The organism is Agromyces sp. CF514, from assembly GCF_900113185.1.
Lineage (GTDB): Bacteria > Actinomycetota > Actinomycetes > Actinomycetales > Microbacteriaceae > Agromyces.
In genome coordinates this window covers 94,444-109,041 of record NZ_FOZD01000001.1, presented here as the reverse complement: position 1 = coordinate 109,041, position 14,598 = coordinate 94,444, and the positions used below count along the sequence as shown (strand labels likewise).

Genomic DNA, 14,598 nt, shown 5'->3' with positions numbered 1-14,598 from the left:
CGGCCATGACCCCCGAAGCTCGTGCCGAACCCGGGGTCGTTCGCCCAACGGATGTCGCGGCGGAGCCATGGCGGAACGGCAGGGGCGTCACGCGCGTGCTGGTGGCGCGACCGACGTGGCGCATCAGCGTCGCCGAGATCGACGGGCGCGCGGCCTTCTCGGAGTTCGCCGGATTCGACCGGGTGCTGATCCCGCTCGACCGCGGCGGGCTGCACCTCGAGATCGAGGGAGTCGGGCAGCGAGTCGCGCAGCACTCGAGCATCGCCTTCCGCGGAGAGGATCGCGTCACCGCTGACTCGGGCGACCGCCAGGCGAAGGTCGTGAACGTCATGGTGCATCGATCGTGCATCGGCGCCGACTGGACCGTCTCGATCGAGTCCGGCTCGGCGCTCGCCGGTGTCGAAGCACGTGATCGACCCGAAGCGGATGCCGCGGCGGCCGTCGCGCTCACCGGCACCGTCTCGGCACCCGATGCCCGACCGCTGCCACCGGGCAGCGTGGTGCTCGCGCCGGGGACGGCGCGCATCGGCGCCACCCCGCACGACGTGTGGGCCGTGCTGCGCCTGCGCCCGGCCGCGGCATCGGACGCATGACGCCCGACCCGCGACATCCGGCCCACCGCACTCACCAGAACCAACGGTCTCACCAGTACCGCCGACCGCATTCGACCCACTGATCCACCGCGACACCAGACCCACCGACACACCCGACCCTCGAAAGGAACCCCACTGATGGATAGCGGAAACCTCGCCTGGTACCTCGTCGCCGGCGCGATCGTCCTGTTCATGACCCCCGGCATCGCCTTCTTCTACGGCGGCATGGTCAAGGCGAAATCGGTCGTCAGCATGATGATGATGAGCTTCGGCGCGATGGGCCTCGTCGGCGTGCTCTGGGTGCTGTACGGCTACAACATGGGCCTCATGTCGCCGGGGGAGGGCAACCTGATTCCCGGCCTGCTCGGCAACCCCTTCGCCGACATCGGCCTCAGCGCGATGGCTTCGGCCGACGACAACGGCACCCTGCTGGCCGTCTTCTACGGCGCGACCTTCGCGATCGCGACCACCGCGCTGGTCTCGGGGGCGATCGCCGACCGTGCCCGCTTCGGCCCGTGGATGCTGTTCGCCGGCATCTGGGTCACGCTCGTGTACTTCCCGGTGCAGGGCTGGGTGTGGGGCTTCGACGCCGACGGCACGCCGACCGGCTGGATCTACGCGCTCGGCGACACGCTCGGCTTCTCGACCACGACGATCGACTACGCGGGCGGCACCGCCGTGCACATCAACGCGGCAGCGGCAGCACTCGCCCTGGCCCTCGTGCTCGGCAAGCGCATCGGCTTCGCGAAGGGCGCGCACCAGCCGCACAACGTGCCGCTGACCCTGATCGGCGTCGCGATCCTGATCGTCGGCTGGTTCGGCTTCAACGGCGGCGCCGCGGCCACGATGGGCTTCGACGGCCTCGGCCGGATCATCCTGAACACCTTCGTCGCGGCGGCTGCCGGCATCCTTGGCTGGGTGCTCGTGGAGCGCGCCAAGGACGGCAAGGCGACCTCGATCGGCGCCGGCTCCGGCGCGATCGCCGGCCTGGTCGCGATCACGCCAGCCTGCTACTCGCTCACGCCCGGCTGGTCGATCCTGCTCGGCGTGATCGCCGGCGCCGCCTGCGCGTTCGCGATCGAACTCAAGTACAAGCTCGGGTTCGACGACTCGCTCGACGTCGTCGCGCTGCACGGCATCGGCGGACTGATCGGATGCTGGTTCCTCGGGTTCTTCGCGACCGACACCGGCCTCATCTTCAGCGGCAACCTCGAACAGCTCACCGTTCAGGTGATCGCCTCGACCGCCGTCGCGGTCTACTCCTTCGGCATCACCTGGCTGATCGGCACCGGAATCGAGAAGACGATCGGCTTCCGCGTGCAGAACGCCGACGAGCTCGCGGGCGTCGACGCGGCCCAGCACGGCGAGGACGGCTACGTGCTCGCGTAGCCGATCGGAGCAGCCGGGAAACCACGAGGCCCCGTGCGACGCAGTTCACGCTGTGTCGGACGGGGCCTCGGTGTGGAGCCGATGACGGGAATCGAACCCGCGCTATCTGCTTGGGAAGCAGAAGTTCTGCCATTGAACTACATCGGCGTGCGGCATCCGTCGGCCGTGTGACGGGCCCGCGGTGCAACGAGAGTCATCCTAGCAAGCGCGTTGCTACGCTGGCACACGTGCTTCTCTCGGATCGTGACATCAGGGCCGAACTCGAACTGGGGCGCGTGCGCCTCGAGCCGTCCGATCCGGCGATGCTCCAGCCGAGCAGCGTCGACGTGCGGCTCGACCGGTACTTCAGGCTGTTCGACAACCACAAGTACCCGTTCATCGATCCGGCCGAAGATCAGCCCGAGCTGACGCACCTCATCGAGGTCAAGCCCGACGAGGCGTTCATCCTGCACCCCGGCGAGTTCGTGCTCGCGTCGACGTACGAGGCCGTGACGCTGCCCGACGACGTGGCGGCGCGACTCGAGGGCAAGAGCTCGCTCGGTCGTCTCGGCCTGCTCACCCACTCGACGGCCGGCTTCATCGACCCGGGCTTCACCGGGCACGTCACGCTCGAGCTCAGCAACGTCGCGACGCTGCCGATCAAGCTCTGGCCGGGCATGAAGATCGGGCAGATGTGCTTCTTCCGCCTCTCGTCGCCGAGCGAGAAGCCCTACGGCTCGGCCGAGTACAGCTCGCGCTACCAGGGCCAGCGCGGCCCGACGGCATCGCGGTCGTTCCACAACTTCCACCGCACGGATGTCGGCGCGACCGACGCGGGGTCGCTCGGCGGCTGAGCGCATTCGTCGCCGAGACGCCGACCCGCGATACGCGCGCCGAAACGCGGCGGGCGATGCCCTCGGGAGTACCGTGAGCCTCACGCCGGCGGTTCGCGCTCGGCCTGTTCGAGGGGGTACCGACATGGCTGGTGAACGACCGGGCGGCGTGACACTCGTCGCCGTGCTCGCGTGGATCTCGGGCGCGTTGCAGGTGGTGTCGGGGCTCTTCCAGATCTTGCCGGGAGGCGGCAACTTCGGCGCGGGCGTCTGGGCGATCATTCTCGGCATCATCACCGTCGTCGTGAGTCTCGGCCTGTTCCGCGGCTCGAACGCGGCCCGCGTCATCGTCACGATCATCTTCGTGATCGACATCGCCACCGCGGTCTGGCTCATGACCCTCGGCGCGTTCTGGAGCGGCCTCTTCTCGGCGCTGTTCCCGCTGATCGGTCTCATCCTGCTCTGGAGCAAGCGGGCCAACGCGTTCTTCTCCTGATCGATCTCCTGATCGATCCTTCCCGCTCGGTCGACGAGGCTCCCCGGTGACATCCGCTCGGTGAATGCCCGTCCGCCGACTGGCGGGTGGACTCGGGTGAACCGGCTACGATCGTCGGTTCCGGATGCCGCGTGCCCGCGCGGATCATCGGAGCAGACGTCACGACGAGGTGACGCACGATCGAGGAGTCACCGATGACCGACACGACTGCGACGCGGACCCGACCGCCCTTCGACCCCGAGCTGGAGGCCGTGCTCGGCATCCTCGGAGAGCAGCTGCCATCGAGCATCACGCCCGAGATGATCCCGCTGATGCGACAGGCGCCGATCGTCGCTCCCGTCGACGACCTGTTCGCAGAGCACGGCATCTCCCGCCGCGACGTGACGATCCCGGGCCACCTGGGCGACGAGATCGTCGTGAGCGTGCTGCAGCGCGTCGGGCGAACCGGCACTGGCCCCGGCATCTTCCACACGCACGGCGGCGGCATGATCATCGGCGACCGGTTCGTGGGCATCGCGGGTGTCATCCCGTGGATCCTGGAGCACGATGCCGTCTGCGTCACGGTCGAGTATCGGCTCGCGCCGGAGTTCCCCGACCCGTATCCCGTCGAGGACTGCTACGCGGGCCTGCTCTGGACGGCCGAGCACGCCGAGGAGCTCGGCGTCGACCTGGCTCGCCTGCTCATCGCCGGCGCGAGCGCTGGCGGCGGGCTCGCCGCGGGCGTCTCGTTGCTCGCCCGCGACCGCTCGGGCCCCGAGCTCATCGGGCAGGTGCTCATCTACCCGATGCTCGACGACCGCGATCTCACCGTGTCGACGCAGCAGATCGATGGCGAGGGCGTGTGGGACCGCACGAGCAACCTCACCGGGTGGACGGCACTGCTCGGCGAACGTCGCGGAACCGACGACGTGTCGATCTACGCATCGCCGTCGCGCGCGACCGACCTGTCCGGCCTGCCGCCCGCCTTCATCGACTGCGGCAGCGCCGAGGTGTTCCGCGACGAGGACGTCGCGTACGCGTCGCAGATCTGGGCCGACGGCGGCGAGGCGGAGCTCCACGTGTGGCCCGGCGGGTTCCACGGCTTCGACATGATGGCGCCGCATGCCGTGATCTCGAAGGCGATGGTCGCCGCACGCGATGCCTGGGTCGCCCGAGTGCTCGCGGCCTGACGCCGCTCGACTTCCGTGGTCGCGGGCGAGCCGGCATGCCTGCCCCGTCGTCCGCGACCGCGGAGACATCGTGCGCCCGCTCGATTAGGGTTGGGCGCACACGCGCGATGGAGCCCGCACCATGCAAGAACTCGTCGGCCGTCTGACGGCGCTCGATCCCGAGGCGAGCGAGACGCTCAAGGTCGTCTCGTACTTCGACACGCTCGTCGCGGGCGGGGTGGGCATCGAGTCGCTGCTGCGCGGGGCTGCCGTGCTCTCCGGTGCCGTCGCGGGATTCGCCCCTTCGGGCGCGGGGCGCGGCAGGCGCATCGCCCCTGACGGCGTCGAGGTCGAGGGCGATCGTGTCGCGTCGGCGGATGCCGCGGCATCCGCCTGGCCGTCGCGCGCGACGAGCGACGGCTCGCTCGTCTGGCTCGAGCGCGCCGGCGCAGCGCACGCGAACGACGCCATGGTGCTCGAACGGCTCGCGCTCGCCGTGGCCATCACGACGGCGCGTAGGGCGAACACGCCGGATGCCGCAGTCGAGGTCGTCGTGACGGCGGGCGCCGCGGCAGCCGATCGGGCGATCGCCGCTTCGCGGCTGCGCCTGGACTGCGCACCCGATGTGCGGGTGGTGGCCGTTCGCGCCGACGAGCCGGCGCCGATCGAGGGTCCGACCGCGGTGGTCGCGACCGCTCGCGGGCTCGTGCGCGTCGTGCTCGTCGAGGGCCCGCCGGTGCTGCCGCCGGGCGTGCGCACCGGGGTCGGCGTGGGCGGCGCGGCCGAACGGCTGCCCCAGTCGTTCGGCTCGGCGCTCATCGCGCTGCGATTGGGCACCGAGGCCGAGCCGCTTGTCGACGCCGCGCAGCTCGGCGCGCTGCTGTTCGTCGCCGAGGCCGCGGATCGCCATGAGCAGCCGCATCCCGATGCCGCGGCGTTGGCCGCACTCGACCCGCGGACGCTGGCAGTGCTCGACGCGCTCGCCGACGCGGGCAGCGTGCGGCAGGCGGCATCCGCCCTCGGCATGCACCACTCGAGCGTGCAGGCCCGGCTCGACGCGCTCACCGAGATGCTCGGGTACGACCCGCGCACACCGGCCGGCCGCACCCGCTTCGCGCTCGCCCGTGCGCTGGCGGCGCTGCAGCGCCCGGGTCTCGGCTGACGTCGCCGGTCTCGGCTGAATGCGGCCGTCGGGTCAGAAGAAGAGCAGCACCGCAGCGAGGATCATCGCCGCCGCAGTCGCGCCGTGGACGCCGAAGGCGGCCGAGCGGTTGCCGCGGTGGCGCAGGATGTTCGCCATGTCGCCGATCGGCACGATGGATTCGACGAGCAGGATCACTGCTGCGGCCGTCGGACCGAATCCGACGAGCATCGCGATGACCACGAGCCCCGATGCGATGTCGCGCGGGCCCTTGATGTGCTGCCACGGGGTCACCTCGGGCGTGATCGCCGTGGTGAACCCGAATCCGGCCGAGGCCGTGGCCGGTGCGAGGAGGTACCAGAGGCCGATGGCGATGATGCCGAGTGCGAGCACCAGGGCGAGTGCTGCGCCGATCCAGGTGAGCGGCGTGAAGGTGCTGAGGTCCATGAGAATCCTTTCAATGCAAGATTTCTAGCAACGCTAGCAATCCTTTCACCCGAGCGCTAGTCTGTGTTTCGTGGCAACCAGTGAGCGCATGGCGCGTCGGCGCGATCAGCGGCAGGGCGCGATCCTCGCGGCCGCGCGCGAGATCGCCGAGGCCGAGGGCTGGAGCGCCGTGACCTCCCGACGGCTCGCGAATGCGATCGACTACACCCAGCCGGTCATCTACTCGCACTTCGCGTCGATGGAGGCCGTGATCGACGCGGTCGCGCTCGAGGGCTTCGCCGAGCTCGCCCCCGAGCTCGCACGGGCGAGGGTCGCGGCATCCGTCGACCGCGACGCGCTCGCGCACGTCGGTCGGGCCTACCTGCGCTACGCCGAGCAGCACCCCGCCATGTACGACGCGATGTTCGTGCGCGGCACCGGCCTGGCGTTCGCCGACGCGCAGACCCCCGAGAACATGGTGGCAGCCTTCACCGAGATCCGCGAGGCGGTGAGCCCGTTCACCGACGACCCCGACACGCTCGCCGAGGTCTACTGGGCGAGCCTGCACGGGCTGTCCCTGCTCCAGCGCTCGCATCGTGTGCCCGGCGACGGCGAGCAACGGCTGGCCGTGCTCCTGGGCATGATCGCCGGCTGAGCGACGGCCGCGGCATCCGACCCGCACTCGATCGCGCCTATCGTGGTCACGCGCGACCACGCGCCCGAGGAGGATCCGGATCATGCTCAACGTCAGGGTCACCGCCCCGCACGCGCTCGCCGAGAGCCTGCGGGCCCAACTGACCGCCGAGCCGACGGTCAGCAATGTCGCGCTCGTGCCGGGGGTCGCCCTCGACGGCGAGGGCGACGTGCTCTTCTTCGAGCTCGCGCGCGAGAACGCGAACAACATCATGCGCACGCTGCGGCATGCGGGGGTCCCCGAGGTCGGATCGATCGTCGTGAGCGATGCGCTCGCAGTGGTGTCGGATGCAGCGACCGCCGCCGAGCGCGCGGCGCCCGGGCATCCGGCCGACGGGGTGCTGTGGGCGCAGCTCGCCGACACCTCCCGCGAGGACTCGCGCCCATCGTGGAGCTTCTTCGCGTTCCTGCTGCTCGCGACGCTCATCGCGGGCATCGGACGCCTGCTCGACCAGCCGATCCTGATCATCGGGGCGATGGTCGTCGGCCCCGAGTTCGCCCCGATCGCGGCCATCTGCTACGCCATCGTGCGTCGCAAGCGCGGTATCGCCGGCATGGCGTCGCTGACCCTGTTCGGCGGCTTCGCCTTGTGCGCGCTCATCGCGTGGGCCATCTGGGCGGTCGTCTACGCCCTGGGCCTGTTCACCTTCGAGCAGGCCACGACCGGACCGCTCACCGACTTCATCGTCGCGCCCGACGCGTGGTCGTTCGTGATCGCCCTGCTCGCGGGCATCGCGGGCGTGCTGTCGCTCACGACGTCGAAGTCGTCGGCGCTCGTGGGCGTGTTCATCTCGATCACCACGGTGCCCGCGGTGGGCACCATCGGCCTCACGCTCGCGGTCGATGCCTGGGACGAGTCGTGGGCCGCGCTCGTGCAGCTCGCGCTCAACCTGGCCGGCCTGCTCATCGCCGGGGTGGCGACGCTCTTCGTGCAGCTGCACGTCGGGCGCGCGGTCGGCCGGCGGCTCGCCGCGCGACGCAAGCCCGTCGCGGCCGGCTGAGCACCCGGCGCTCCGGCACGTCGGCACGTCGGCACCTCGGCACTTCGGCACCGTCGGGCCCGGGTAGGCTCCGGGGCATGGGTGCGCGCGTCGTGGTGGTCGGCTCGATCAACGTCGATTCGGTGGTGCGCGTCGTCGAGCATCCGGCGCCGGGCGAGACCGTGCTCGGCCTCGGCGTCGAGCTGCTGCCCGGCGGCAAGGGCGCGAACCTCGCCGCAGGCGCAGCGGCCTCGGGCGCCGACGTGCTGCTGATCGGGCGCGTCGGCGACGACGATCTCGGCCGGCGCTACGTCGAGCGTCTCGCCGAGCACGGAGTCGACACCTCGGCCGTCTCCGCCGACGCGAAGCAGCCCACGGGGCAGGCGTTCATCACGGTGGCCGAGTCGGGCGAGAACAGCATCGTCGTCATCGCGGGCGCGAACGGCGACCTGGCTCCGGATGCCGCGGCCCGCGCGATCCCAGATGATGCGGCCGTCGTGGTCACCCAGCTCGAACTCGGGCCCGAGGTCGCGGAGGCGGTGCTGCGCAGGGGGCGCACGCTCGGCGCGACGACGGTGCTCAATGCGTCGCCCGTCTCGCCCGCGGCATCCGCCCTGCTCGAACTCGCCGACGTCGTGATCGTGAACGAGCACGAGTGGGCCGCGCTGGGTTCGCCCGCGGATGCGTGCGTGACCCTCGGCGCAGCCGGTGCACGATGGGGCGACGCGGATGCCGCGCCCGACCCGGTCGAGGTCGTCGACACGACCGGCGCCGGGGATGCGTTCGCGGGCGCGCTCGTCGCGCAGTTCGCCGCCGGAGCGAGTCGAGCGGATGCGCTGCGTGCCGCCGTGGCGGCCGGAGCCCGCGCGACGACGTACGCGGGCGCGCAGCCGTGGGGCTTCGCCGCCGCGACCGGGTAGCGCCGCGGGCGACTCCCCACGGGAGGAGATCTGACGCTCGGGAGGATGATTCCGGCCGGATCCGCCCTCCCGAGCGAGCAGAGTCCTCCCGTGGTCACAGCAGGGATGCGCGGGTCAGACCGCCGGCGTCAGCGCGGCATCCGAAGCCGTGACGAAGTCGACCACGGCGTCGAGCGTCACGTCGGCGCGCAGGATGCGATTGTGGCCGAGCCCGTCGGTCGGCACGAGGCGCGTGCTCGCGGGGTTCGCCGCGGCGATCTTCGGCGCCTCGGCGAAGGGAACGCGTCGGTCGCCGCGGTCGTGCACGAGGAGCAGCGGCGTGCCGTCCGGAAGCGGGTGCGCGAGTGCCGAGTAGCGGTCGAAGGGGTCCTCGTCGTCGGCGAAGAGCCTGCGTGCGAACGCGCTCGCCAGGGCGGCGCGCGTCGGGGCGCCGAGCCCGACCATCTCGCCGAATCCGTCGATGAACACGTCGGGGGATCCGGCTCCGGCGATGGCCGCAACCCGGCGCGCGTCGATGCCCTCGCCCGGCGCGAGGAGGGTCGCCATGCCGCCGAACGAGTGCCCGACGAGTGCATGGAACCGTCCGTGCCGCTGCTGGAGCGCGGCGAGGATGTCGAGGTGGTCGACGAGGTAGGTGCCGCGTCCGGGCGAGTCGCCGTTGGCGGGCGCGTCGAACGCGACGACGCGGAAGCCCTCGCTGCGCAGCTCGCGAACGAGTGACGCGAAGACGCTCGCGCGCGACTGCCAGCCGTGGGCGAGCACGACGGTGTCGGGCCCGCCGCCCCACTCGTAGGTGACGACGTCGACCCCCGAGCGACGGATGCCCGGGATGCGCACGCTGCCGCGTCGGGCCTCGTCGTGCGTCGCGAGGTCGGCGGACGCCACTCGGGCCCGGCGGCCGACGTGCATGAAGAGCGGCAGCGCGAGCCGCGCCCCGAGCTCGGGCGAGATCGAGGAGGCGAGACGGATGCCGCCGGCCACCGCGCGGAGGGCCGGCGGTGTCGCGGGCGGTGCCGTCGCGGGTGCGAGCGGCGCGCGCGTAGCGCTTCGAGCGCCCCGGGCGACCCGCACCGGCTCGGCCAGGACGGGGATCGACGAGGTGTCGGATGCCGGTGCGCTCACGGGGTGCCTCCAGAAACTCTACGAACGTTCGTACGTAGAGTGTACGAACGTTCGTGCGTAAACTGCAACCATGGCGATCACCGAGCAGCGCGCGACCGACGAGCGACGGGCCGCCGACGGCCGACGCGCCCGCGGCGACGCCTCGCGCCGCATCGTGCTCGAGGCCGCCGCCGACCTCGCCTCGCTCGAAGGCCTCGACGGCCTCTCGATCGGGCGGCTCGCCTCGGCGGCATCCGTCAGCAAGAGCGGCATCGCCACGCTCTTCGGCTCCAAGGAGCAGTTGCAGCTCGCCACGATCGCCGCCGCTGCCGAGCGGTTCACCGCGACCGTGATCGTGCCCGCACGCGTGCAGCCGCGAGGCATCCGTCGCCTGACCGCGCTGCTCGACCGGGTGGTCGCGTACTCGCAGGACCGCGTGTTTCCGGGCGGATGCTTCTTCTCGGCGTCGGCGGCGGACTTCCACGCCAAGGCCGGGCCGGTGCGCGACGCGCTCGCCGACCAGCTCGAGAACTGGATGGGCTATATCTCGGCCTCGGCCCGATACGCCGTCGAACAGGGCGAGCTGCCGGGGCTCGACGACCCCGACCAGCTCGCGTTCGAGCTGCAGGGCACCTTCGAGTGGATGAACCTCATGGCCGTCATCCGCGAGTCCGACGTGCACTACGCGCGAGCCCGCCGCGCCTACCGCGACCGCCTCGTCTCGCTCGGGGGCGATCCCGCGATCGCCGAGCTCGTGCTCGAGCCCGGCGCCGCGGTGCGCTGAGTCGCGCGCTCAGTCCGCCGTCGCCTCGGCCTTCGCCTCCGTCGGCGTCAGGCCCTGTCCCTCGAGCCAGGCGAGCACATCGGCCGCCACATCCTTCCACCCGTCGTCGAGGGTCAGCGAATGACCGCGGCCCTCGTACTCGTGGTACTCGGTGATCGAGGCCGCGTTGTCGGCGTAGAGCTTCGCGACCTGCTTCGTCACGACCTTCGGCACGACATGGTCTTCGGTGCCCGAGGTGAGCAGCAGCGGTCCGCGCACGGCGTGGTGCGTGTCGACCGCGGCCGGCGAGTCCTTGGTGAACGCCGCGGCCGCGTCCTCGAAGAGCGGGCGCCCCGGGCCGGGAATGACGAACGCCTCGAAGATCGCGTTGCACTCCGCCTCGGAGATCGCGTTGCCGAAGCTGTAGTGGAACTCCTTCGCGGTGAGCGTCACGGTGCGCTTCTTGTTCGCCGGGTTCTTCAGCACCGGGAAGCCCGACTTCAGCTGCGAGAACGGCAGTGCCGTGACGCCCTTGATCGGTGCGGGGTCGATCGCGACCGCGCCGCGCACGAGATCGTGCGCGAGCAGCTCCTGCGCGATGAGCCCGCCGAACGAGTGCCCGACCACGATCGGCTTGGCGTCGAGCGCCCCGATGAGCCCGGCGTAGTGCTCGAAGATCTGCGCGATGCCGACCCCGTCGAGCTCGCTCGGGTCGTCGCGGGTCTCGGCGACGGTCTCGTGGTCGCCGGGCCAGCCGGGCGCGATCGAGGTGTAGCCGTGCTCGGCGAAGAGGTCCTGCCACGGTCGCCACGACGACGAGTGGATCCAGAGGCCGTGGATGAAGACGACGTCGGGGGCGGTGTTCGACATGTGATGCTCCTTGCGTAGTGGATGTGTGCTTCAGAGGGTCTTGATCAGGCCGCCGTCGATGAGGAAGTCGGAGCCCGTCACGTTGCCGGCCCGATCGCTCGCGAGCAGCAGCACCAGGTCGGCGACCTCCGACGGCTGCGTGAAGCGCCCGGTCGAGAACCCGCCCTGGCCGGCGATCACGGTGTCGCGCGCCGTGGCGAAGTCGACGCCGAGCTGCTTCGCGGCCGTGGCGGCGACGCCCTGGTCGCCGAGCCACAGGTCGGTCGCGACCGGCCCCGGGCTGATGCTGTTGAAGCGCAGGTTCGCCGGGCCGTACTCCTTCGACAGCGACTTCGACAGGTTCCAGACGGCGGCCTTCGCGGCCGAGTAGTCGATCACGCCCGGATCGGGCAGGAACGCGTTGACCGAGCCGATCGTCACGACGTTGCCCCCGCCTCGGGCGATCAGTTCGGGGATCGCGGCGCGCGACATCCGGAGCATCGAGAAGAAGCAGACCTCGAAGGTGCGGCGCCAGGCGTCGTCGTCGATCGCGAGGAATCCGTCGCCGCGCAGGCTCACCGCGCCGACGTTGTTGACCAGGATGTCGAGGCCGCCGCGTTCGCGTGCGACCGCGACGAGGCGGCCGGGCGCATCGGGGTCGGTGAGGTCGACCGAGACGAAGGTGACGTCGTCGCCGAGCGCTTCGAGATCTGGCGTGAGCGAACGCGATGCGGCGATCACGTGCACGCCCTCAGCGACGAGCGCGGTGGTCACCGCGAGCCCGATGCCCTTGCCCGCGCCGGTCACGATCGCGGTCTTGCCGTTCAGTCCGAGGTCCATGGCTCGAGGCTAGGGATGCGTCAGGCCGAGGGCGTGGCCCCGGGCTTCCTAGGTGCGACACGGTCAGGTTCGGAAGGCTGCTCGGCGGGCTGCTCGGCGGGCTGCTCGGCGGGCTGTTCGGCGGAGCGCTCGGCGGGCTGTGCTGCGAGGAGCGACAGCATCTGCAGCTTCTCGGCCGAGGGGCTGCCGGGCACCGGGATGTACATGCCGAGCACCTGGCCGCCGGAGCCCGGCAGGTCGAACGTCTGGTACCGCAGTTCGATCAGGCCGACCGAGACATGATCGAAGGTCGACCGATGCCCCGCGGGCGAGCGCGTCTCGTGGTGGTTCCACAACACCTCGAACTCGGGATCCATGTCGCGCAGCTGGGCGAGCAGCATCGTGATCTCGGGGCCGTCGTCGTGCGGATCGATCGAGGCGCGCAGGTAGGCGACCGCCCGGCTCGCGGTCGACCGCCAGTAGGCATCCCGCGGAACGCGCGGATGGAACATCAGCTTCACGAGGTTGTTGCCGACCCGGAAGCCCGGGCTGAGCTCCTCGGCGAGCCGATTGACGAACAGGATGTCGAGGCGGCTGTTGACGATGTGCGCCGGCATCGACGGCATCGACCCGATGAGGCCGATCAGGCTCGCGCTCACCCGGTCGGAGGGCACTGCGGCGCGGGCGACCGCGGGGCGGGCGAGCCGATGGAGGTGGAGCACGGCGTCGTCGTCGAGCGCGAGGCCGCGCACGAGGCCCTCGAGCACCGTCGACGACGGATGCTGCTCGCGGCCCTGTTCGAGCTTCAGGTAGTAATCGGTGCTGATGCCCGCGACGAGGGCGACCTCTTCGCGACGGAGGCCTACGACCCGTCGCGAGGAGCCGTCACGGGGCAGCCCGATGTCCTCCGGCTCCACCAGAGCACGGCGCGCACGGAGGAACTGCGCCAGAGGGCTCACCCGCTCCATGCGAACAGGATACGAGAGCGCTCCCACGGCGCGCGTGTCCGTCTCGCTCCCACGATGGGGATTCGCCGCGTTCACCGTGCCGGCGGATCGAGGTGGGCGGCGAGCTCGTACAGGCGGCGCTCCGAGAGGCTGCCCGGCGCGACATGGCCCAGGATCAACGTCTGGTCGGCGTCGGGAACGCGAAGCAGTTCGTAGGTGATCTCGATCCGCCCGACGTCGGGATGGTCCATCGTCACCTCGAGCGCGTACTCGGCAGGCACCGTCGCGTCGTTCCACGCCCGTGCGAAGTCGGCGCTGCGACCTGCGAGATCGGCGCGCAGCCCCTCGGCCCGCGACCGTGCGTCGCCCGCTGCCGAGACCGACTCCTTGAGGAGCCCGGCCATGCGCGCCGAGACATCCTGCCACTGCGGCAACGTGCGGTGGGCGCTGAGATTGTCGAAGGTGGCCTCGGCCAGGTTCACGCCGGCCGTGAGGCTGGGCGAGACCGCCTGCGCGAGGGCGTTCGATGCGATCACGTCCCAGCGCCCGTCGACCACGATCGCCGGCGTGGTCGGAAGCGCCGCGACGAGTTCTGCGAGCAGCGGGGCGATCCCATCCATACGGGGGAGCCTAACCAGCGGGCCCGCGGTGCGAAGAGGCCCTGTCGCACCCAGTCAGCCGCTCACTCGCCGAGCGCGCGCAGCACCTCGGCGGCGGGCGTGCCCGGCTCGGCGTAGTGCGCGACGAGGGTCAACCGCGCGTCGCCCGGAACGGCGAGGCTCTGCCAGTTGAGCGTGAGCAGCCCGCCGATCGCCGCGACCCAGGTCGTGCCGACCCCGCTCGACTGCACCGTGACGTCGTGGCGATCCCACAGCCGCGCGAAGTCCGGCTCGGTCACGACCAGGCGGCCGACGAGCTCGTGCAGCCGGGGGTCGTCGGGGTCGCTCCGCTCGCGGAGCGCGGAGATCCCGAGCAGGACGTGCTCGTCCCAGTTCGGCAGGTTCGCGCGGGCCGGCGCCGAGAAGAGGGTGTCGAACATGTTCGAGCCGACCGACCCGAACGTGAAGACACGACTCGCGCGCTCGTTCACGGCCAACACGTCCTGGCACGAGTTGATGACGTAGGCGGCCGTGTCCTCGAAGCCGTCGAGGAAGACGAACACGTCGTCGTCGAGCGAGCCCGGAAGCGGGGCGAACGACCGCAGCGGCGGCGGGTCGGCGATGCGGTGCAGGTAGTCGGTCGCCGCGTCGTCGAGGTTCAGCGCGCGAGCGAGCGCGGCCAGCACTTGGTCGGACGGGTGCGTGTCGCGCCCCTGCTCCAGACGCAGGTAGTACTCGGGGCTGATGCCGGCGAGCCGTGCCACCTCTTCGCGGCGCAGGCCGTCGACGCGCCGCCCGGAATCGGAGGGGAGGCCGACCTCCTCGGGCCGCACGGCGTGCCTGCGCGCGCGGAGGTAGTTGCCGAGTTCGTTGATCGCCACGGGCCGAGGCTACGACGGATGCGCGGTCGAGCGCATCCGCA

At 71.2% G+C, this 14,598-nt stretch carries 17 protein-coding genes and 1 tRNA gene; 10 read left to right on the top strand and 8 right to left on the bottom strand.

All coding sequences use genetic code 11. From position 1 onward, the window contains the following. Window positions 1-5 precede the first annotated feature (5 nt). Both BM342_RS00525 and BM342_RS00520 read left to right on the top strand, forming a co-directional pair. Window positions 6-593, top strand: coding sequence for a HutD family protein (locus BM342_RS00525; RefSeq protein WP_092963536.1), 588 nt, complete (start codon window positions 6-8; stop codon window positions 591-593). Window positions 594-731: 138 nt separating this feature from the next. Continuing rightward, window positions 732-1,982 carry an ammonium transporter gene (locus tag BM342_RS00520; RefSeq protein ID WP_092963534.1) on the top strand — a complete coding sequence of 417 codons (1,251 nt, stop codon included), beginning with the start codon at window positions 732-734 and terminating at the stop codon, window positions 1,980-1,982. A 73-nt stretch (window positions 1,983-2,055) separates the two neighbouring features. On the opposite strand, the gene BM342_RS00515 is transcribed toward BM342_RS00520, so the two are convergent. Further along, window positions 2,056-2,129: transfer RNA gene (locus BM342_RS00515), tRNA-Gly, on the bottom strand. Window positions 2,130-2,209: 80 nt separating this feature from the next. Here BM342_RS00515 and dcd point away from each other — a divergent pair. From dcd to BM342_RS00495, 4 genes are all read left to right on the top strand, one after another. Further along, window positions 2,210-2,815, top strand: a complete 606-nt coding sequence (gene dcd / locus BM342_RS00510; RefSeq protein WP_092963532.1) for a dCTP deaminase — start codon at window positions 2,210-2,212, stop codon at window positions 2,813-2,815. Between the two features lie 124 nt (window positions 2,816-2,939). Beyond that, entirely contained in the window at window positions 2,940-3,290 is a 351-nt protein-coding gene (locus tag BM342_RS00505) for a hypothetical protein (RefSeq protein ID WP_092963530.1), read from the top strand. A 194-nt stretch (window positions 3,291-3,484) separates the two neighbouring features. Next, a complete protein-coding gene (locus BM342_RS00500; protein WP_092963528.1) occupies window positions 3,485-4,459 on the top strand; it encodes an alpha/beta hydrolase in 975 nt (324 codons plus the stop codon). 121 nt (window positions 4,460-4,580) lie between these two features. Next, window positions 4,581-5,600: a helix-turn-helix domain-containing protein gene (locus BM342_RS00495; RefSeq protein WP_092963526.1), complete on the top strand. Its 1,020-nt coding sequence runs from the start codon at window positions 4,581-4,583 to the stop codon at window positions 5,598-5,600. Between the two features lie 33 nt (window positions 5,601-5,633). On the opposite strand, the gene BM342_RS00490 is transcribed toward BM342_RS00495, so the two are convergent. After that, a complete protein-coding gene (locus BM342_RS00490) occupies window positions 5,634-6,026 on the bottom strand; it encodes a DUF4267 domain-containing protein (RefSeq protein WP_092963524.1) in 393 nt (130 codons plus the stop codon). A 70-nt stretch (window positions 6,027-6,096) separates the two neighbouring features. On the opposite strand from BM342_RS00490, the gene BM342_RS00485 reads away from it, so the two are divergent. The 3 genes from BM342_RS00485 to BM342_RS00475 all read left to right on the top strand — a co-directional run bounded on the left by BM342_RS00485 (window position 6,097) and on the right by BM342_RS00475 (window position 8,598). Further along, window positions 6,097-6,660, top strand: coding sequence for a TetR/AcrR family transcriptional regulator (locus BM342_RS00485; RefSeq protein WP_218154871.1), 564 nt, complete (start codon window positions 6,097-6,099; stop codon window positions 6,658-6,660). Between the two features lie 82 nt (window positions 6,661-6,742). Next, a complete protein-coding gene (locus tag BM342_RS00480; RefSeq protein ID WP_092963520.1) occupies window positions 6,743-7,699 on the top strand; it encodes a DUF389 domain-containing protein in 957 nt (318 codons plus the stop codon). Between the two features lie 77 nt (window positions 7,700-7,776). Beyond that, entirely contained in the window at window positions 7,777-8,598 is an 822-nt protein-coding gene (locus BM342_RS00475; protein ID WP_092963518.1) for a PfkB family carbohydrate kinase, read from the top strand. A 114-nt stretch (window positions 8,599-8,712) separates the two neighbouring features. On the opposite strand, the gene BM342_RS00470 is transcribed toward BM342_RS00475, so the two are convergent. Beyond that, window positions 8,713-9,720 (bottom strand): alpha/beta hydrolase family protein, encoded by a 1,008-nt coding sequence (locus BM342_RS00470; protein WP_092963516.1) that lies wholly within the window; start codon window positions 9,718-9,720, stop codon window positions 8,713-8,715. Between the two features lie 70 nt (window positions 9,721-9,790). Here BM342_RS00470 and BM342_RS00465 point away from each other — a divergent pair, with 70 nt between their 5' ends. Then, complete coding sequence (locus BM342_RS00465) at window positions 9,791-10,483, top strand: TetR/AcrR family transcriptional regulator (protein WP_092963514.1); 693 nt, start codon at window positions 9,791-9,793, stop codon at window positions 10,481-10,483. Window positions 10,484-10,492: 9 nt separating this feature from the next. Here the strand turns inward: BM342_RS00465 and BM342_RS00460 are convergent, their stop codons facing one another. The 5 genes from BM342_RS00460 to BM342_RS00440 form a co-directional block, all read right to left on the bottom strand. Then, window positions 10,493-11,332 (bottom strand): alpha/beta hydrolase, encoded by an 840-nt coding sequence (locus tag BM342_RS00460; RefSeq protein WP_092963512.1) that lies wholly within the window; start codon window positions 11,330-11,332, stop codon window positions 10,493-10,495. 30 nt (window positions 11,333-11,362) lie between these two features. Then, on the bottom strand, window positions 11,363-12,151 hold the full coding sequence (locus BM342_RS00455; protein WP_092963510.1) for an SDR family NAD(P)-dependent oxidoreductase: 789 nt from the start codon (window positions 12,149-12,151) through the stop codon (window positions 11,363-11,365). 20 nt (window positions 12,152-12,171) lie between these two features. Beyond that, a complete protein-coding gene (locus BM342_RS00450; protein WP_092963508.1) occupies window positions 12,172-13,098 on the bottom strand; it encodes an MmyB family transcriptional regulator in 927 nt (308 codons plus the stop codon). A 71-nt stretch (window positions 13,099-13,169) separates the two neighbouring features. Beyond that, window positions 13,170-13,697, bottom strand: a complete 528-nt coding sequence (locus BM342_RS00445; protein ID WP_092963506.1) for an MmyB family transcriptional regulator — start codon at window positions 13,695-13,697, stop codon at window positions 13,170-13,172. Window positions 13,698-13,759: 62 nt separating this feature from the next. Next, a complete protein-coding gene (locus BM342_RS00440) occupies window positions 13,760-14,557 on the bottom strand; it encodes a helix-turn-helix transcriptional regulator (protein ID WP_092963504.1) in 798 nt (265 codons plus the stop codon). Window positions 14,558-14,598 lie beyond the last annotated feature (41 nt).